Here is a 19,075-nt window from a genome sequence, read left to right as displayed (position 1 = left end):
TTTTTATTTAGTTGCGGGAATATTAAATTTATCGATAAAAATCTTTAAGAAACTATCAAATCAAAGTTACTATGTACAGTTGGGGCGCGCACAGTTTACATAACGATTGGGTCGATAAAGAGTTTGAGCTTTTAGAGCTTCAATTGAACAGACAAGATAGAGAAGCTCAAATTTACGAACAAACAAAGTTAGATAATCTCGATGATATTTTACGAGAATTAAATAGCTTAATCGGACTAAACGATCTAAAATCAACAATAAATAATTTAATTAATTTTCTCAGTATTCAACGCCAACGCCAACAACAGGGTTTAAAGCAAGTTCCCGTTACTTTGCATTCGGTGTTTTGTGGTTCTCCTGGCACGGGTAAAACTACCGTTGCTCGATTAATTGGAAAAATATATAAAGAACTAGGAATACTCAAGAAAGGACATCTGATTGAAACAGACCGTTCTGGTATTGTTTCGGGGTATATCGGACAGACGGCAATTAGAGTCGATAAATTAGTAGAATCAGCTTTAGATGGCGTGCTTTTCATCGATGAAGCTTATAGTTTAAAACCAGTAAATTCTGATAAAGATTTCGGACAAGAAGCGATCGATACTTTACTCAAAAGAATGGAAGATTATCGCGATCGCCTGGTAGTAATTGTTGCTGGCTATAGCGATGAAATGACCAGATTTATTAAATCCAATCCAGGTTTACAGTCTCGATTTACTCGTTATTTTTATTTTGAAGATTATCAACCGAATGAACTATTGGCTATATTTGAAAAAATTTGTAACTCATATAATTATGAACTGGAAGTAGCAACTAAACAGCAACTAATAGATAAATTCCATCGATTATATCTCGAAAGAGATAAAAGTTTTGGTAATGGTAGATTAGTTAGAAATTTATTTGAAACAATTGTAGAAAAACAAGCAAATCGTTTGGCACTCATAGATAAAGTCGATCGCCAGATGATGAACCAAATAATTCTTGAAGATATTGATATATTTTAATTTAATTGATTAATTTATAGTTTATTTTTTGGTTGCAAGTATAGCAAGTAGCGAATAACTCGCTACTTAATTACTATTTAACAATTGATGTATTTTATCTCAAAGCTAAAAGCTACCAGTCATGGCACGATCTCTAGATCGCAGAAGCCAGTGAGCTAGTCAGAAGATTACGCTTAAAGCTGGCGAGCGATTTATAAATATTTTTCTAGCATAGTTTGTAATTGCTGTTTGCCGATCGCTCCTTCGTGAGAAGATAGAACTTTATCATCTTTAAACAATCTCAAAGCTGGCACCCCTTCAACCTTACATTTAGCTACAGCTTCAGGACTGGGATCGATTTCCAGCTTAACTACCTTGAGGCGATCGCTGTAGTTTTCTGCTGCCCAATTAATGGAAGGAGAAACCAAACGACAAGGACCACACCAGTCTGCCCAAAAATAAACCAGCACTGGCTTATCGGCTTCAAATACTTCTTTATCGAATTGGGCATCTTCAATTTCAATTACGCTACTCATTACTTCTTACTCCTGGTCAAAAAGCGAATATCTTTAAAAAACTCTACCGAAATGTGGCTAAAAATGGAAATAGCAGGTAGCTAGTACCTGCTCGAATTGCTGATGAAAGCAATAATTTTCGATTGGCGATTTATTATATAAATCTCTAAAATTTCTCCCAGTCTTAGAGCGAAAAAGGATCTGGTTTAGCGATCGAGTTGAGAACGTAATTCATCTAACTCGGCATCTATTACCGAATCTTTGGATGAAGTGTCAGATTCTTCACCAGCAGGCAGAGCTTCTTGACTGGGGGATGCACCAGACAACTGAGCTTTCATTGCTGCTAGCTCGTCGTCAACACCAGTACTGGCTTCGAGTTGGGCAAACTGTTGCTCGATTCCCGTACCGCCCAATTCGGCAGCAGCTTGAGATGTTGCTTCCAGCTCAGCTACCTTATCTTCCATGCGCTCGAACGCTCCCATAGCGCTACTAGTACTCATATTACTCACGCTATCTTGCAGTTGTTTCTGAGCTTTTGCAGCATTAGCTCTGGCGCGGAGCATATCTTTTTTGGTCTTGGCTTCAGAAATTTTGCTTTCTAAGGCAATGAGGTTGCGTTTGAGAGCAGTAACTGTATTGGATTGTTGCTCTAGCTGCACTTTCAAAGTGGCAGCAGTATCGGCAAAAGATTTTTTGCGTACTAGTGCCTCGCGAGCTAGATTTTCATCACCTTTAGAAAGAGCCAGTTGCGCCCTTTGCTGCCAGGTGTTAGCTTCAGATTGGTTTTTATTGTACTGTTGTTCGGTTCGTTTCTGAGTCGCGATCGCACGGGCAACGGCTTGGCGAAGCTGTACCAAGTCCTCTTGCATATCGATTACGGCTTGTTCTAGAACTTTTTCCGGGTCTTCAGCTTTGCTAACTAAATCGTTAACATTAGCTCGAACCACTCTGCTAAGACGATCGAATAATCCCATGATGACTGTATAGATCCTTTATTCGTTGACAAAAAGCGTGAAAAATCGGCAAACTCAAGGATATTAGCCTGCCATAAATTGCGTCTTCAGACTGTGATGACCAACGGTCAGAGCAGGCTCCGTCGTGTCTTGGTGCGCGTTCCCTTGCGCCGTGAGACGACGCGGGGTCGCACCGCTTTTACGGCGGAGTAATCTCTGACTTTCACGAAGTTAAAGCAAGCCCCATCGTTTGACAGAGGGGTTTCTCTAACATTATTAGTGTTACACATTCCACTAGGCTAACTTCTATTTTAGAAAATAGGACAAAATGATTAAAATCCTTCACTTATCAGATATTCATATGGGTAGCGGCTTTGCTCACGGTCGCATCAATCCCGAAACTGGAATTAATACTAGATTAGAAGATTTTCTCAATACTCTCAATCTCTGTATCGATCGCGCCATCTCCGAACCCGTAGACTTGGTTTTATTTGGTGGCGATGCTTTTCCCGATGCTACCCCCGCACCCTATATTCAGGAAGCTTTTGCCAGTCAGTTTCGCCGTTTGGCAGATGCCAACATACCTGCGGTGTTGCTGGTGGGCAATCACGACCAGCATTCCCAAGGCAATGGGGGCGCGAGTTTGTGTATTTATCGCACTCTGGTAGTACCGGGATTTATCGTCGGCGATACGGTTAAGACTCATCGCCTCACTACTCGCAATGGCGAGATTCAAGTAATTACCCTTCCTTGGTTAAATCGCTCTACTTTGTTGACTCGCCCTCAAACAGAAGGTTTAACTCTAGCAGAAATCAACCAGCTACTGGTACAAACTCTACAGCCAGTTTTAGAAGCAGAAATACGACGTTTAGATCCCGACTTACCGACCGTCTTGCTAGGACATTTGATGGCGGATCGGGCTAATCTGGGGGCGGAGAAATTCCTTGCCGTCGGTAAAGGGTTTACTATTCCCCTGTCTATGTTAATTCGCCCCGAATTCGATTATGTGGCTTTGGGACACGTTCACAAACACCAAAATCTCAACCCAACTAACGATCCTCCTGTAATTTACCCAGGTAGCATCGAACGAGTTGATTTTAGTGAAGAGAAAGAAGATAAGGGTTACGTTTTAGTCGAAGTAGAAACGGGTAAAGCTAAGTGGAAATTTTGTCCCTTGCCCGCACGTCCCTTTCGTACGGTAGAAATAGATGTTTCCCAGTCTGAAGATCCTCAAGAGGCAATTTTAGCAGCGATCGCCAAAACTTCCATTGAAGGGGCGGTAGTTAGATTAATCTACAAACTTCGCTCCGAACAGTTAGAGTCGATCGATATTGCAGCCATCAACTATGCTTTAAAACCCGCTCACAGCTACAGCATTCAACCCCAACTCCTCAGCCAGCTAGCTCGTCCCCGTCTACCAGAATTAGGCGCGGGTAACACCTTAAATCCTATCGAAGCTTTGAAAACTTACCTCAATAACCGCGAAGATTTAAAAGATATTTCTAGCGATTTATTAGCAGCAGCAGAAAATTTGCTAAGTAAGTAGTATGAACCAAGGGAATAGAGCACGGATTAGGTAGATAACCATATATGGAACGTGGATTACTTTGGCTACCTCTATTGTTGGCATTTATTTGGCTGGCTTGGAGTGGTTGGAATGAATACCAGAAACTAGAAGCTTATAAGATTTGGGCAGAACAATTCGACCGAGCTAAATATGATATCTATGCAGTATTGGGTAAAAAAGATGCACAGTTAACCTGGGGCAAACCGACTCGCAAGGGAATGGTAGATTTGAAAAGCTTTTCTCTCGACGAGGTTACGGCAATTGAATTATTAGTCGGCGATCGCGTCGTCGAGCTTGACAATCTTCCTACCAAAGGTAAAACTGCGCTTAAATTTAGTCGCAATCGCGCCGAGTCACTAGAGATACCTTTTACCGAAATTCCCCTCGCTGCGAAGTGGTGTCAATATCTACAAGAGGAACGAGATAAGCTAGTAAAAAACAGTAGTACGTAAGGGCAACGAGCGTTTTTCCCCGACTAAATAGAGTAATGGTTGGATAGAGAAGCTTTATCTAATAATAATTTTGCCAGTCCTAAATAATTAATTCCTTGGGGCGTAATTTCAAAACGACATGGTAAAATTTGGACTCCCATTGCTGCCGCTTCTCGTAGTAATTGGGCATATTGCGGATCGCAGCGATCGCTCGGTGAAAACTGAGAACAGTCGTTTCGATTGATAAAATAAAGCATTACTGGTTGGGCAGCGGGTAGTAGTGCCATTAACTCTTGCAAATGTTTCTGTCCGCGAGTGGTTACTGTATCGGGAAATAGAGCCAGGTTTTCTGCTGAGAGAGTAACATTTTTTACTTCTACGTATAGAGGTGGTTGGGCATCATCACCTGTAAGTACGAAATCGATCCGACTTTTTTTATTTTTGCCGTAGGGAACTTCAGCGCGGACTTGACTATATCTTCCTGCTAATTCGGGCAAGAGCTGTTGTTGTAAAGCTGACTTGATGATGCGGTTGGGTAGAGCTGTATTAATCCCTACCCAGGTATCTCTAACTAAAATCGCTTCCCAGGTGTATGCCAGCTTGCGTTTGGGGTTATTGCTGTATGACACCCAAACCGAGCTTTCTGGGGTGCATACTCCCGTCATGGGACCTGTATTGGGACAATGGGCAGTTATTACTTCCCCGGTAGCTAGCTCGATATCTGCCAAAAAACGTTTGTAGCGTTTGATAAGCTTACCAGAAATCAGAGGTGGATAGTGATAAATATAGGTCATATGGCGATCGCAATAAAGTATTGTAATTGTAATCGATCGGCTTAAATCCAACTTATAGAAGAGAGACTTTGACAGTATAATTGCTTATGATTAAAGAACCGATATAAATCTTTAATAAAATACATGAATTTTTCTTCTCTTGAGCTAAAGGATTTTAGGCATCAGCTACAGGAAAAAGTTTTTTTGGGTTATAAAATAACGCCAGAACTTTTGGGAATTCTGACGGTTTACTTCGTTCAAGGAATATTAGGTCTAGCACGTTTGGCAGTGAGTTTTTTTCTCAAAGACGATTTGGGATTGAGTCCTGCCGAAGTTGCTGCCCTCACTGGTATTGCTTCTCTACCTTGGATCGTTAAACCTGTTTTTGGCTTTTTATCCGATGGCTTACCTATATTTGGCTATCGTCGCCGTCCCTATCTGATCTTATCGGGGTTGTTGGGCAGTCTCTCCTGGCTGGCATTAGCTACAGTTGTCGATACTGGTTTGAAGGCAATGGTAGTAATTTTGCTTACTTCTCTTTCCGTAGCAATTGGCGATGTGATCGTAGATTCTTTAGTTGTAGAAAGAGTTAGAAAAGAATCTTTAGCAAGAGCAGGTTCTCTACAATCGTTATGTTGGGGAGTTTCGGCGATTGGTGGTTTGATTACCGCCTATTTAAGCGGTTGGTTGCTCCAGCATTTCAGCAATAGTACCGTATTTGAAATCACTGCTACCTTTCCTCTATTAGTAGCGATCATAGCTTGGTTAATTAGCGAAGAAAAAGTAGATCTCTCTAAATCTCAAGAAAAAACAGAATCTGTAGTTACCAGTCAAGTTCGGCAACTCTGGCAAACAATGAGGCAAAAAACTATTTGGTTGCCCGTAGCTTTTCTGTTTATTTGGCAAGCCACTCCTACGGCAGATTCGGCATTTTTCTTCTTTACCACCAATGAATTGGGATTTGAGCCAGAATTTTTAGGAAGAGTGCGCTTAGTAACTAGTATTGCTTCTCTAATTGGTATTTTTATTTTCCAACGTTATTTAAAAACCGTTCCTTTTCGCACTATTCTGGGTTGGAGTACGGTAATTGCCGCTGGTTTGGGTATGACCACCTTATTACTGGTCACTCATACTAACCGAGCTTTGGGAATTGACGACCATTGGTTTAGTTTGGGTGATAGTCTGATCCTAACGGTGATGGGACAAATTACCTGGATGCCGATGATGGTTTGGTCGGCTCGTCTTTGCCCCAAGGGTATAGAAGCCACTTTGTTTGCTTTGTTAATGTCAATTTGGAATTTGTCGGGACTGCTATCCCACGAATTTGGAGCGTTGTTAACTGCTTGGTTGGGAATCACTGAAACCACTTTCGATAATCTGTGGTTGTTGGTAATTATTACCAATCTTTCTACTTTACTTCCCCTACCGTTTCTAAAATGCTTGCCCGCAGAGACTACAGAAGAGGTGGCGGAAAATCAAAATGGCTCTTTTGCTCCTGCAGAAGCCCCAGATCGACACCGTGTAGGTTCTCTAATTGAAACTAAGTTAATGCCCGATCTCGTACCGGAATTTGTGGTCGATATTTTCGATCGAGAGAAACATGAACATTCCCAACAATAGCTAAGTTGGAAGACTCGTGTCGAGCATTTTCATCAGTCATCAGTTCACCGCCTTCCGAAAGCGCAGAAAGATAGAATAAACATAAACCAGTCTGGTGGCTAGCAATAAATGTAATCTCACGAGCTTTTTAGGCAGGGACATTGCTGAGAAAATAATGGCAACCCAAACGTTCTCCAGTTGGAAATTGAATACTAACCACTAACTACTAACACTACGATTCATTCTGCAAGATCTTTGGCAGTATAGTTTATGTCTACCTCAACTGATTCCTCCATAACTAAACTTCCCAATGGACCTAAAAAGTTTATTTTTCTCGCCAATCTTCAAGCCATAATCGATCAGTTTGGCTCTCTAGATAAATACAGTCGAGAATATGGTGACATTTTTTATATCCCCCAATCGATGGGATTTCCGCCGTTAGTAATTTTTAGCAATCCTCAAGCGATCGCTCAGGTATTTACTGCCGATCCCAATTTATTTGAGGTAGGAAAACAAACTTCTGCACCGATTAAAGCTTTACTGGGGGATAATTCTCTGGTTTTACTCGACGGCGTACGACATCAACGTCAGCGCAAGCTATTGATGCCTCCTTTTCATGGCGAAAGAATGAAAAGTTATGGTCAGACAATGGTAGATGTCACTAAAGAAGTCATCGAGCGATGGCAAGTCGGTCAAACCGTTGCGATCCGCTACTACACTCAAGAAATTTCTTTGGAGATTATTATCCGGACTATTTTCGGCATCGATCGAGGAGAAAAATACCTGCATTTGAAAAAAGTTCTGCTCGACTGGCTCGAAATTTTTAATTCTCCGGTTAAATCGATCTTTCTCTTTTTTCCTGGGCTGCAAATAGATTTAGGTTGGTTGACTCCCTGGGGTAAATTCGTCAGACAAAAGCAGATTATCTATGAAATTTTACAGACAGAAATCGATCGCCGTCGCCATAATCCGGCTTTATTGGGAGAAGATATTCTTAGTTTGTTGCTTTCGGTTAAAGATGAAGACGGACAGCCCATGAGCGATGAAGAAATTTGCGATGAGTTGATGACCATGCTGTTTGCGGGACACGAAACCACCGCCAACACCTTAGCCTGGTCGTTTTACTGGCTGCACTATCTTCCTCAAGTGGGACAAAAATTACGGACTGAGTTGAATTATGTAAGCGATACTGACTATGGAGCGATCGCCAAACTACCCTATCTTAATGCCGTAGTATCTGAAACCCTCAGACTCAATCCCGTTGTCGCTTTTGTCGGTCGTCAGTTAAAACAACCCTTCGAACTAATGGGATACCAATTAGAAGCGGGGACGACTTTGCTGCCTTGCATTTATCTAACTCATCAAAGAGAAGTTGTCTATCCCCAACCCAGAGAATTTAAACCAGAAAGATTTTTGGCAAGAGAATATTCTCCTTATGAATTTATCCCCTTTGGTGGCGGTAATCGACGCTGTTTGGGTTATGCCTTCGCGCTGTATGAAATTAAGTTGGTTTTGGCGACTGTTTTGTCTCGAGTAGAACTAGAACTTTTAGATAATCGTCCCTTAAAGTCTCTGCGTCGGGGTATTACCTTTACCCCTGCCGGTGGAGTCAAAATGAAGGTGAACCAGATTAAATTCGATCGTTTTTCAGCCGCCGATAAACTATAAACTATTGTTTTCGATAACTGACTTGCTAAACTAAAGCGATTGCCATGAAGTTTAATATTCAAGATTTAACTCAAGAAATTATCCACGGCAGAGGTTATGTTACCCTTCCCAATTTGATTAGCCCTCAAGAAGCTGAAACCGCTCGCCATTTGGTTTTAGAACGAGCAGAACGCGATAGACAACGAGATAAATCTAGACGCAGCAATAAAGAGAGAGTTTATGGTTTAATCTATCAGGGACAAATTTTCGAGCGATTGGTTCAAAATTCGACTTTACTATCGGTTATCGAAGCAATTTTAGGGGAAGATCTAATTTTAGGCGGATTTTCAGCACATATTCTCCATCCAGGCGCGTCGCCAATGGGAGTTCATGTAGATTATCCCTACTGGGCAATGTCTTCTCCTTTTCCCCAATATCCTATTTTGGAAATACAAGTAATTTGGTTAGTAGAAGATTTTACCGAGGATAATGGCGCACCGTTATTTGCCGCCGCAACTCAAAAACTCCCTACCAAACCAGATTTAGAAAAGTTCGCACAAATCGCGGAAAAAGTCACGGGAACTGCAGGAACGGCGATTATTTCTCATGGACTGTGCTGGCACGATACTTCTGAAAATAGGAGCGATCGCCCTAGAGTGTCTCTACTGGGCAACTACACGCCTCAATACATTCACCCCTTAGAAAACAACTTATTCGAGTATCAACCAGCGGTATTCCAACGCGCTACTCCCAAACTCAAACACCTACTACGACACGAATGGCAATCGCCACAGGAGCCAATGTTGGGGATGAAGTTCAAAATGGACTGAGTGGAATTATGAGGGGGAGTGCCTTATTTATCTTGGCATTGGTTACTTCAGTTTCAAAATCGTCTGGCGAATTCTCAACAGTAAGCCCAGAGTAATTTGCTTCATCAACCAATAAGTTACGATTAAAACAACAAAAGTAATAGCGATTACTAGCAAAGGTCGTTTGTCAGTAAGTTCCTCGATCGCACTGACAAATAACACATTAGGCTGGGTGACAATGTCCCAACTATTGAAACGCAGAAATCTGCCTAAATAAATCCCGATCGCGCACAGAAAGTGGGTAATTAATTCGCTGCCTAGAATAAATCTTTTCTTACCTTGCTGTTTGAGATAGTAACCTTGATTTATCAGGCAAATAACATAAGCTTCCCAACCCAGCCAAATTGCGATCGAATGTAGGGGAATAAAGACTAAGGTAGTAATCCAAACTGAATAGCCAGCGCGAATTGCCTCAATTAAATGAATGATATCCGTCAATAAATATGGCGCATTGGGTAGAAAGGCAAAATAAACTATGAAACCAAGCCACCACAAAGGCGATCTCCTATAGGCTTTGGGTTTGAGAAATAGCCAAAAACTCAAAACGAGGGGAATAAAGGCTAAAAATAAGTTCCAGACAATCCAGCCGCTATATTTATTAAATGCTCCTAAAGCATTAGCCAGTATCGCTTCCATTTGTTTGTTTCGTTTACTTTAAAAACAGATTAACAAAAGCCCGACCGATCCTACCACTCTCCCCAGACTGCTAAAGTCATGCCTGGATTATAGATATTAACGAACATAGTCTTTCCGTCAGCAGAAAAGCAAACACCAGCAAATTCACTACTATTTAAAGCATTACGGGCGAATTTATAGTATTTGCCCTCTGGAGTAATTCCCACTAAAAACTGTTCGCCTCTACCGTCTTCGCAGACGATCAGATCGCCAAAAGGTGCTAGAGTTAAATTATCGGGGTAGTCTAGGACACTCTTACCTGGAGACTCGACGAATAGTTCGAGGGTTCCTGTAGCGGGACTGTAGCGAAAGATTTGTCCCACACCCGCTCGACCTCCATTAGTACAAGTCCAGTAGAAATCGCCCCTTGCATAACACATTCCTTCCCCTCTTCTAAAAATGGCTCCACCTTTAGATTGAGCCTCATAGCGTAGGGTATCGTGTTCGGGATCGACATCTTCCAATCTCACCCAAGTAACTGGTTGGGGTTCGCCGACGGGAAAATTCATTCCCGTATCTACTTGAGGCAACTTGGCGATCGCCAAAGCTTCTAAAGTTCCTCCTGCTGCCAAATTGCCTGCTTTATAAGGTCGAAACCGATAGATACAGCTATCGGTGCTATCTTCTGTTTGATAAATGTAACCCGTTTGGGGATCTGTGGCGATCGCTTCATGATGGAATCTGCCCATAGCAGTTAGAGGTACTGGTTGGGCTAATCCCCCCCTTGCCGGAACTTCAAAGTTATAGCCGTGTTTGCGAGATACCTGACCCCAACGAGCTTCGCTCTCTTCGATGCTATAGTTTGGTGGCGGATACGGGGTAGTAGTTACTTCCTCGCAACTGATCCAAGAACCCCAGGGAGTCGTTCCTCCCGCACAGTTACGACTAGTTCCAGCCAGGGAAAGATAATGTCGTTTGAGTCGATTGTGAGGATCGATAACTAGGGTAGTAGTGGCGCCAGGACACAGGCGATCGTATTGGGGAAGATCTTCAGCTAGAGTATTTCTGGCTTGCAAGGGATGGAGTTCGTGATTTCTGACTAGAATAGTCGCGCCATCTTTGTCTGCAAAAGCCGCCATGCCATCGTGATGGTTGGGTACGAGATGTCCGTCATTCATGGTTTCGCCGACGGGAGAGAGAATGCGATACTGAAAACCTGCGGGTAAGTCTAAGATTCCCCGAGGATCTGCTTTTAGTAGTCCAAATTTATTAGTGACCAGAGATTTTCCGCGATCTGCCCTCAGATAAAGCTTTTTAAGAGGTTCGGCGAGTAAACCTCCTGCTACTCCTACTCCTGTAAGGGAAAAAAACTTTCTTCTAGATAACACAGTTCAACTCGGCGAATCATCATTTGCCAATATAGCCTATGAAATGGTTAAAATAACTACTCCCCACAACAGCGATCGATACCGAGACTGTCTAAAATTAGATCGCTAACTGCATTGGCGATCGCAAACTCGCTATAAAAACTACGACTAAAATCAAAAGCTTGCATCTCGGTAACAATGGCAATCACCAAAGAACCCAGATCGTTTTCCCCTTCCAAACGCTGGCGAACGAAAATTTCTGAAGCTCTAGTGGCGATCTTTTCATTGATCTTCTCTGGTAAGAACTCCGTATCTAACCAATGATGTAAAGACTGCTTGAGCCACTGAGCTTCCACATCTGGGTGTTGTATGGGCGGTAAGATAATTGGAGGAATCGGTTGGGCAGATTCTGTCATATATTTATCAGTCTATACTTAAATTTAATTTTAACTATCTCTCCATCGCCGCCATTAATAGATAATTTAATTTTATTGCAAGATATTCAGTTGAGTATAGATGAGTGCCAAGCCGATCACCGCGATCGCACCAATTGTCGTATTGATAAAGTTAACCACTTCGTTGCTCAGCCAAGTAAATTGAGACTGCAGCGTCGCACCGATTAGACTCTCAATGGTAGTGGCAATTAATGCCGCGATTGCACACCAGACCACACCAATGGGAGCGATGATGCCAATTGACCAGGCTAGTGAGGCAATAACCAAAGAAGCCGCGAATCCTGCTATGGTTCCTTCCCAACTTACCGCTCCTTCCGTACCTTGGGGGACTGGTTTTAGGGTAGTAATTAAAAAAGTATGCTTGCCGTAGGCTTTACCGACTTCACTAGCGGTAGTATCGGAAAGCTTGGTGGCAAAACTGGCTACGTAACCCAGAATTAATAACTCTTTAATTGGAGCAGCATAGAATAAACTCGCTACCGCACAAATCGCTGCCGTCAATGCCGAACCCCAAACATTTTCGGGACCTCGCATTCCCGAGCGTTTTTCGGCAATTCCCCGTGCCTCTTTTTCGGTCATGCCGATGCGAGTTACCAGCGAACCGACTAAAAAGTAGAACATTACTACTACATATCCCCGCCAGCCTAAAGTTGCCCAAACCAATACGCCCAAGATCCAGGCATGAACGTAACCAGCAGGGGTCAATAACTTTTTCGAGGAGATCCAGGCGATCGCCAAAAGTACCGTATTTAAGATCGAAGCAATCGACCAGGGGTTATACCAATCAATGTTAATTTGCATGTTTAATTACAATAAACCACAGCAATCTCTTAGCTAATTCTTATGACTATTTCCAAAGCTGAAGCCAAGCAAGTTTTAGAACGCCTAATCTTTGACGATCGCCAACCCCGAGAATGGGTAGAAGATGTTTGGGGACTTACGCCAATTTTAGGAGACAGTGCGGCAAAATTACTAGAAGTTTTTGAAGCGTTAATTGAATGCTGTCCTGAAGAAAAACTCGATAATCTCTTACAAACTTACTTACAGGAAAGGATCGAGTAGTCTCGTGATAAGCTCTTTGGTTCGACTTCGTTCTCTACGTCCATAATTGCCGTTAAAGCTGACAGAGTGCTTCTCTTCTATCTGGTGACAGAATTTTCCAGTTTAATTTCGGCGCCGATGTCTATCTCTGGTTCATTAGTTTCTTAACATTACTTCACTAAGCTATGTAAAGAAAGTAAAAACAACGACTGGCGAAGTAAAGATAAACAAGTGCTCGCTAAGTCGATGAATTAATTCGGAGGTATTTTATGACTTATACAACTCTTGAAAGTATCAAACAACCCCTTAACGAATTCAACAAATTCGATGCCGATACTAAGCTTGCTTTGCTGTGGTATGGTTATCTAGATATTAAAGACAACTTAAGCCCCGCACCTGCTTCTGATGTCGAAGCGATCGGTAACAGTGTGTTCGACAATGTTAAAGCTATGTCTCAAGAAGAGCAACTAGAGGCTCAAAGAGACATTGTCAATCGCAAAGACACAGCCATTAGTCGCGAATATGGTGCACTAAGTCCTAGTGGCGCATTGGAATTTTGGCTGTTACTAGCTCGCGGAATGGAAGAAGGTACTATTATTAACGTTCCCGATGACTACAGTTTGCCCGAACAGACAAATGAGTTCGTCGAGATGATTAAAAAGCTTGATTTTGAAGAACGAGTTAACTTTACCCGTAACGCCGTCGAACAAATGGGTAGTAAGCAATCTGCATAAAATTTCGCAGCAGGATCGAGGGTTGAGAAAATACCCTTGTCTGCTATATATCATCAAGAATTGCTGTTGTAGCAAATTGGGCGATCGCCGTCGAGCTTCCATTGAGCTTGGATCGATCGCTTCTCTTTGGCAGCAATTTTCGTTGGTAAAAATAGGCTTTCCAGACTTAGGCGACGCAAAACAATTACAAATTAAAGATAATTGCGATCGCAAGCGTTTCCTATAAGTCGGATGTCTATTTCTTTATTCTGCGGTACTAAATATCAAAGCGATCGCCCTTGACGGACTTTAATCGACCTCTATCCTCACGATTTTAGTAATCTGGGTTGTTCGATAGTATTTTACTCGATCGAACACAGCCCTGAGTGGCTCAGATCCTTAATTGTAGCCAATATCAAAACGCAATTACGTTCTGCGTCAGTAGATGGAAAGTATGTCGGCTCGTTTGATTGAAATGATTAAGCTGATTCCTCTTACTCGACAGTCTAGATTTGAATACTCTCGACAAAAGAACCTATCGACGTTTTATTTCCGTCGTCTCTCAAGAAACAATTTTATTTGAAGGGACAGTGATAGAAAATTAGCAACGACAATTGAAGAAAATAGAGTCAGAGATTACTGCGGAGACAAGCGAGTCCTACTCGCGAGGCGAGAAGCTACGCAACGGACTTGCTGAGTCTACGACTTGCTCCGCAAACGCAACCCGCAGCCTGTGACCGTTGCTCAAATTATCGAGGTGACAAAGACAGAGATTGGCAATTGCCCTTGCTTTAATTCGCAATCCGAGAGTATTAATTTTAGACGAGGCGACGGCTTATTTAGATACTGCTTCGGACTCTCTGATTCAGGAGGCTTTGAAAAGATTAATGCAACATCGCACTACATTTGTGTGCTTATCGCTTTTCCGCAATTCGCCAGGCAAATCGGATTATGGTACTAGACAGAGGAAGAATAGCAGTGATTGGCAATTATCGTTTTTTGCTTGCCAATGGAAGAATTTTTGCCAAACTACACGAGTTACAAATCTAAACGCGATCGCCTTAAATTGCGATTACTCGTTCTTTGTATAAATATAATAGTGACATTGGTCTCTATGTTTACTCATATTGCCTGTCACTCTGCTTGGTGACATTATAGTTGTAAGTAAATTTCTGTCGAACTCCATTCACGAGATATTGCGATGAATAATTCTCTTAAGTCTGAAATACCTGTCGACGAGCTAAAAATTTCTTTCAACCACGATGTGTTTTTACGTAACTTAATTAGAGAGTTAACAGGTACATTACAGGATGTAGTAGGCTTAGAGGAAGCTTCGGGGTTTATTAGTGTAGTGGGTCAAAATATGGGTAGGCAAATAGACCGCGACTATAAAGGGGCTCTACAGGTATCCCATCTGACGCGAGAGCAAGTAGCCTATGTCTTAGTGGATTTGAAGCGACGAATCCGGGGTGACTTTTATATCATCGAACAAACGGATGAAAAAATTGTCTTAGGTAACCGTGTTTGCCCGTTTGGCGAAAAAGTCATCGATCGCCCTGCTATGTGTATGATGACCTCCAATGTTTTTGGTTCTATTGCAGCAGATAATCTAGGATACGCTAAGGTGGAACTAGAAGAGACCATCGCGAAGGGTGACTCTGGTTGTCGGGTAGTGGTTTATTTGAAATCTACTCCGGAGGCAGAGGCAAGTCAAGGAAGAGAATACTTCAATGGAGGAAACCAGGGGTGACTCCCGAACAGTTTCTCGAATTCGCCAGTCTTTTGCCGGAACCCGTACTCTTGATTTTGGGAAACGGTCAAATTATCGCTGCTAACCCTTCATTTTCTAAAATGCTGGGGCTACCCCTCCAGAGCCTGCTAGGAAAAATGCTCTTTGAGTTAGTAGTCAATCCTCCCGTGCAGGTCAAACAATATCTAGGCAATTGCTCCAGCAGTCGAGAAATGGTGCTTGGTTCCTTAACCTTGAGGCTCGAAAACGGAAAAACTTGTTCGTGTCGCTCTGAAGGAGCGGTTATCCGTCCGTGGTCTCCTGAATCCCCCGCACTAATTTTATTGCGCTTAACCAAGAGGCAATCTGCCAGTAGGCGATTTATCCTACTCAACCAAAAGATCGATGAATTGTCACGAGAGATTCGGCAGCGTCAACAAGCAGAAGCAGAACGTGCTCGACTTTTGGTACGAGAACGGGAAGCACGAGCCGAAGCTGAGAAACTCAACCGTTTAAAGGACGAATTTCTGACAACCGTTTCCCACGAACTGCGGACTCCACTAAATGCTATTTTAGGCTGGTCTCAAATCCTTCGAACTAACAGACAAGACGAAGCAACACTCGCTCGTGCCCTAGAAACGATCGAGCGCAACGCCAGATCTCAAGCCCAGTTGATTGAAGACCTTCTAGACATTTCGCGCATGGTTACAGGCAAGATTAAGATCGACGTTCAAACGGTCGAACTATTACCAATTATTGAAGCAGCGATAAATACGGTGCGACCTGCGGCTGATGCCAAGAATATAGAACTGCAATCGGTGCTCGATCCAGCATCGGGTTATGTTTTAGGTGACTCAGAACGATTACAGCAGATTGTCTGGAATTTGCTTAGCAATGCCATTAAGTTCACACCGAAACGCGGGCGTGTTCGGGTTTGCTTGGAGCGAATTAACTCTTACGTTCGAATTATCGTGGCGGATACAGGTCAAGGTATTAGTGCCGAATTTCTTCCCCACGTCTTCGATCGCTTTCGCCAGGCAGATAGTTCGAATACCCGTTCTTCTGGTGGGCTGGGACTGGGTTTGGCGATCGCTAGTAAATTAGTAGAGCTACATGGCGGAACGGTACATGCAGAAAGCCCAGGGGAAGGACAAGGAGCGACGTTTACAGTAAAATTACCACTTCACCTACACTTTATTTAAGAGCAAAAAGAGCCATTCTCGCTCGTACCTCCATCTTCTGCTACTGCAACCCCTCTAGAAAAAAATTACTAAAAAATACGTGAGTTCGACGAAAGAATTTTATTCATTGTGGTTACGAAAAATATACTCTTCTGCATCCTGACTTAACCTAAAAAATTAATTTTGTTCTGGTTTATACTCCTGTTTGCTAAAGCAACCTACTTATTATCAGGTCAATCGCTCATTTAGATCTCCGCTCTATACCGATCGTATTATCTATTTGTCCCAAGTTCCTTGGTTTAGAACTCATAGCCACGAATTGTTAGAAGATTTTTTTAGCCTCGGTAATTACGTCTCCAGCACCCAATGCAGGGGAGATATTGCTCTTGGAGTCCGGGATAAGGCGATCGCTTTTGTGGTTACTCTAGATTCGGTGCGGTCGCCCTAAATTATTAAATCTAATCTTTAAAATAAACTCAAAGCCGGAAAAAAATCTCTAAACATGACTCAACAAACGACTCCTCCCATTGCTGCCAAACATCCTCACGAATTGGTAACCCACGGCGATAAAAGAATCGATAACTACTATTGGTTGCGCCAACAGGAAAATTCCCAAGTTATCGCCTATCTTAAAGCTGAAAATGACTATACAGCCGCTAAAATGCAACATACGGAAGGGTTGCAAAAATCCCTGTATGACGAAATGCTCTCGCGGATTAAAGAAACCGATCTTTCCGTACCCTATCGGATTAAAGATTACTTTTACTACTCTCGTACCGAAGAAGGTAAAGACTATTCAATTTTATGCCGTAAATATCAGAGTTTAGACGCAGCAGAAGAAATACTCCTAGACCAAAATGAGTTAGCCGCAGGCAAAGAGTTTTTTAGTTTGGGAGTAAGCTCGATTAGCCCCAATCAGCAAATTTTGGCTTATTCGACCGATACAACTGGTGCAGAGCAGTATACGCTCTTTTTTCTCGATTTAGCTACCAAAGAGCTTTATTCAGAAACAATTGCCAACACCTATTATTCTTTTGCTTGGGGTAATGACGACCGGACGGTTTTCTACACTAAAGTAGACGATACCAATCGTCCCTATCAGTTATGGCGGCACGTTTTAGGTAGCGATTCGAGTAGGGATGTTCTAGTCTACCAGGAAAATGATGAAGCCTACTATCTAGATGTAGGAAAGACTCGTTCTCGTGCTTATATTTTACTGGAATTGGGCAGTCAAATTACTTCAGAAGTCCATTATCTCGATGCCGACAATCCTGATGGCGAGTTTCAACTATTCCAACCCCGTCAGTTGGGAGTTGAATATTCTTTAGAACATCATCAAGATCGCTTTTATATCCTGACTAACGAAGAGGCAATGAACTTCAAGTTAATGGCAACCCCAGTTAATTCCACCGATAAAACTAACTGGAAAACCATTATTCCCCATCGAGAAGAAGTAATGTTAGAAGAAATTGATGCCTTTGCCAATCATTTAGTCATTTACGAACGCCAAGGAGGTTTACCTACCGCCAGAATACAAACTTTAGCCACGGGAGGAATGAGAGATCTAACTTTTCCCGAACCAACTTACTCTTTTTCAGGAGGAAACAATCCTGAATTCGATACTACCAAGTTTCGCTTTGCCTATACCTCAATGGTTACTCCTTCTTCTGTTTTCGATTACGATTTAGAAACGGGGGAAAAAGAACTCAAAAAAGAAACAGAAGTATTAGGCGGATACGATCGCACTCTCTATGCTAGTGAGAGATTGTATGCCACTACTTCAGACAGTACGAAAGTTCCCATCTCTTTGGTATATAAACAAGGAATTGCCAAAAATGGTAATAATCCTCTGTGGTTGACTGGTTATGGTTCTTACGGCTATTCTTATCCCGTCACCTTCTCTTCACTGCGTCTTTCTCTCTTAGATCGGGGATTTGTTTTTGCGATCGCCCATGTTCGCGGCGGAGAAGAAATGGGACGTAAGTGGTATGAAGATGGGAAGTTCCTCCAGAAAAAAAATACCTTTACCGATTTTATCGCCTGTGCCGAACATTTAATTGCCGAGAAATGGACCGATCGCGATCGCCTGGTAATTTCTGGTGGTAGTGCGGGGGGGTTGCTGATAGGTGCGGTAATTAATCTCCGTCCAGACTTATTTAAAGCCGTTGTCGCCGATGTCCCCTTTGTCGATGTCTTAACCACTATTTTAGATACATCTTTACCTCTAACGATTTTAGAATGGGAAGAGTGGGGCAATCCCAATCAGCCAGAATATTACGACTATATCAAATCCTACTCGCCCTACGACAACGTTACTGCTACAGACTATCCTGCCATGTTAATTACCGCAGGTTTGAATGACTCTCGGGTTAAATATTGGGAACCGGCAAAGTGGACAGCGAAACTGAGAGAACTGAAAACCGATAACAATCTGTTGCTGCTAAAAACCAATATGAGTGCAGGACACGGCGGCGCATCGGGACGTTATGAAGCTCTTAAAGAAATTGCCTTGGAATATGCCTTCGTTCTAGATCGTTTGGGCATAAGTTGCTAATTTTGGGCGGTCGTAATTGATGTGGGAGCAGGAGAATATTAATACAGGGCACCTCGATTAATTAGGTTCTTGGGAACTTGAGG

General features: G+C 42.5%; 18 protein-coding genes and 2 pseudogenes. 13 read left to right on the top strand and 7 right to left on the bottom strand.

The features are described 5' to 3' along the window. Positions 1-71: 71 nt before the first annotated feature. Entirely contained in the window at positions 72-1,004 is a 933-nt protein-coding gene (locus tag ACLFKQ_RS15545) for an AAA family ATPase (protein WP_449000700.1), read from the top strand. A gap of 191 nt (positions 1,005-1,195) precedes the next feature. Here the strand turns inward: ACLFKQ_RS15545 and ACLFKQ_RS15540 are convergent, their stop codons facing one another. Both ACLFKQ_RS15540 and ACLFKQ_RS15535 read right to left on the bottom strand, forming a co-directional pair. Further along, positions 1,196-1,519, bottom strand: a complete 324-nt coding sequence (locus ACLFKQ_RS15540; RefSeq protein ID WP_449000699.1) for a thioredoxin family protein — start codon at positions 1,517-1,519, stop codon at positions 1,196-1,198. 185 nt (positions 1,520-1,704) lie between these two features. Continuing rightward, on the bottom strand, positions 1,705-2,472 hold the full coding sequence (locus ACLFKQ_RS15535) for a PspA/IM30 family protein (protein WP_449000698.1): 768 nt from the start codon (positions 2,470-2,472) through the stop codon (positions 1,705-1,707). 307 nt (positions 2,473-2,779) lie between these two features. Here ACLFKQ_RS15535 and sbcD point away from each other — a divergent pair, with 307 nt between their 5' ends. After that, on the top strand, positions 2,780-3,997 hold the full coding sequence (sbcD, locus tag ACLFKQ_RS15530; protein WP_449000697.1) for an exonuclease subunit SbcD: 1,218 nt from the start codon (positions 2,780-2,782) through the stop codon (positions 3,995-3,997). Between the two features lie 44 nt (positions 3,998-4,041). Continuing rightward, entirely contained in the window at positions 4,042-4,470 is a 429-nt protein-coding gene (locus tag ACLFKQ_RS15525; RefSeq protein ID WP_449000696.1) for a hypothetical protein, read from the top strand. Between the two features lie 23 nt (positions 4,471-4,493). Here ACLFKQ_RS15525 and sfsA read toward each other — a convergent pair whose 3' ends face one another. Beyond that, complete coding sequence (gene sfsA, locus ACLFKQ_RS15520; RefSeq protein ID WP_449000695.1) at positions 4,494-5,243, bottom strand: DNA/RNA nuclease SfsA; 750 nt, start codon at positions 5,241-5,243, stop codon at positions 4,494-4,496. Between the two features lie 123 nt (positions 5,244-5,366). On the opposite strand from sfsA, the gene ACLFKQ_RS15515 reads away from it, so the two are divergent. The 3 genes from ACLFKQ_RS15515 (at position 5,367) to ACLFKQ_RS15505 (ending at position 9,298) form a co-directional block, all read left to right on the top strand. Further along, positions 5,367-6,842 carry a folate/biopterin family MFS transporter gene (locus tag ACLFKQ_RS15515; protein WP_449000694.1) on the top strand — a complete coding sequence of 492 codons (1,476 nt, stop codon included), beginning with the start codon at positions 5,367-5,369 and terminating at the stop codon, positions 6,840-6,842. A gap of 249 nt (positions 6,843-7,091) precedes the next feature. Further along, positions 7,092-8,489, top strand: coding sequence for a cytochrome P450 (locus ACLFKQ_RS15510; protein ID WP_449000693.1), 1,398 nt, complete (start codon positions 7,092-7,094; stop codon positions 8,487-8,489). A 44-nt stretch (positions 8,490-8,533) separates the two neighbouring features. Next, positions 8,534-9,298 (top strand): phytanoyl-CoA dioxygenase family protein, encoded by a 765-nt coding sequence (locus tag ACLFKQ_RS15505; RefSeq protein WP_449000692.1) that lies wholly within the window; start codon positions 8,534-8,536, stop codon positions 9,296-9,298. Between the two features lie 42 nt (positions 9,299-9,340). Here ACLFKQ_RS15505 and ACLFKQ_RS15500 read toward each other — a convergent pair whose 3' ends face one another. The 4 genes from ACLFKQ_RS15500 to ACLFKQ_RS15485 form a co-directional block, all read right to left on the bottom strand. Beyond that, positions 9,341-9,973: a DUF1361 domain-containing protein gene (locus ACLFKQ_RS15500; protein WP_449000691.1), complete on the bottom strand. Its 633-nt coding sequence runs from the start codon at positions 9,971-9,973 to the stop codon at positions 9,341-9,343. A gap of 50 nt (positions 9,974-10,023) precedes the next feature. After that, the gene (locus tag ACLFKQ_RS15495) at positions 10,024-11,340 is read right to left on the bottom strand and encodes an alkaline phosphatase PhoX (protein WP_449000690.1); all 1,317 of its coding nucleotides are present in this window, start codon (positions 11,338-11,340) and stop codon (positions 10,024-10,026) included. A gap of 56 nt (positions 11,341-11,396) precedes the next feature. Then, on the bottom strand, positions 11,397-11,735 hold the full coding sequence (locus ACLFKQ_RS15490; RefSeq protein ID WP_449000689.1) for a hypothetical protein: 339 nt from the start codon (positions 11,733-11,735) through the stop codon (positions 11,397-11,399). Between the two features lie 72 nt (positions 11,736-11,807). Continuing rightward, positions 11,808-12,575 carry a TIGR00297 family protein gene (locus ACLFKQ_RS15485; protein WP_449000688.1) on the bottom strand — a complete coding sequence of 256 codons (768 nt, stop codon included), beginning with the start codon at positions 12,573-12,575 and terminating at the stop codon, positions 11,808-11,810. A 42-nt stretch (positions 12,576-12,617) separates the two neighbouring features. On the opposite strand from ACLFKQ_RS15485, the gene ACLFKQ_RS15480 reads away from it, so the two are divergent. The 7 genes and pseudogenes from ACLFKQ_RS15480 to ACLFKQ_RS15450 all read left to right on the top strand — a co-directional run bounded on the left by ACLFKQ_RS15480 (position 12,618) and on the right by ACLFKQ_RS15450 (position 18,992). Then, positions 12,618-12,836: a hypothetical protein gene (locus ACLFKQ_RS15480; RefSeq protein WP_449000687.1), complete on the top strand. Its 219-nt coding sequence runs from the start codon at positions 12,618-12,620 to the stop codon at positions 12,834-12,836. Positions 12,837-13,084: 248 nt separating this feature from the next. Next, positions 13,085-13,549, top strand: coding sequence for an orange carotenoid protein N-terminal domain-containing protein (locus ACLFKQ_RS15475; RefSeq protein ID WP_449000686.1), 465 nt, complete (start codon positions 13,085-13,087; stop codon positions 13,547-13,549). A 22-nt stretch (positions 13,550-13,571) separates the two neighbouring features. Continuing rightward, positions 13,572-13,775 (top strand): hypothetical protein, encoded by a 204-nt coding sequence (locus tag ACLFKQ_RS15470; RefSeq protein WP_449000685.1) that lies wholly within the window; start codon positions 13,572-13,574, stop codon positions 13,773-13,775. 954 nt (positions 13,776-14,729) lie between these two features. Beyond that, positions 14,730-15,278 carry a methanogen output domain 1-containing protein gene (locus tag ACLFKQ_RS15465; RefSeq protein WP_449000684.1) on the top strand — a complete coding sequence of 183 codons (549 nt, stop codon included), beginning with the start codon at positions 14,730-14,732 and terminating at the stop codon, positions 15,276-15,278. Beyond that, positions 15,275-16,441 (top strand): annotated as a pseudogene (locus ACLFKQ_RS15460) (ATP-binding protein); the annotation flags it as partial. The gene ACLFKQ_RS15465 and the pseudogene ACLFKQ_RS15460, both read left to right, overlap by 4 nt. A 193-nt stretch (positions 16,442-16,634) precedes the next feature. Continuing rightward, positions 16,635-16,886, top strand: a pseudogene (locus ACLFKQ_RS15455) (poly(ADP-ribose) glycohydrolase domain-containing protein); the annotation flags it as partial. A gap of 54 nt (positions 16,887-16,940) precedes the next feature. After that, the gene (locus ACLFKQ_RS15450; RefSeq protein WP_449000683.1) at positions 16,941-18,992 is read left to right on the top strand and encodes a S9 family peptidase; all 2,052 of its coding nucleotides are present in this window, start codon (positions 16,941-16,943) and stop codon (positions 18,990-18,992) included. The last annotated feature ends 83 nt before the right edge of the window (positions 18,993-19,075 follow it).

This window comes from Myxosarcina sp. GI1(2024), from assembly GCF_053543375.1.
The sequence above is the reverse complement of the archived record's forward strand: the minus strand, read 5'-3'. Positions and strand labels throughout refer to the sequence as shown.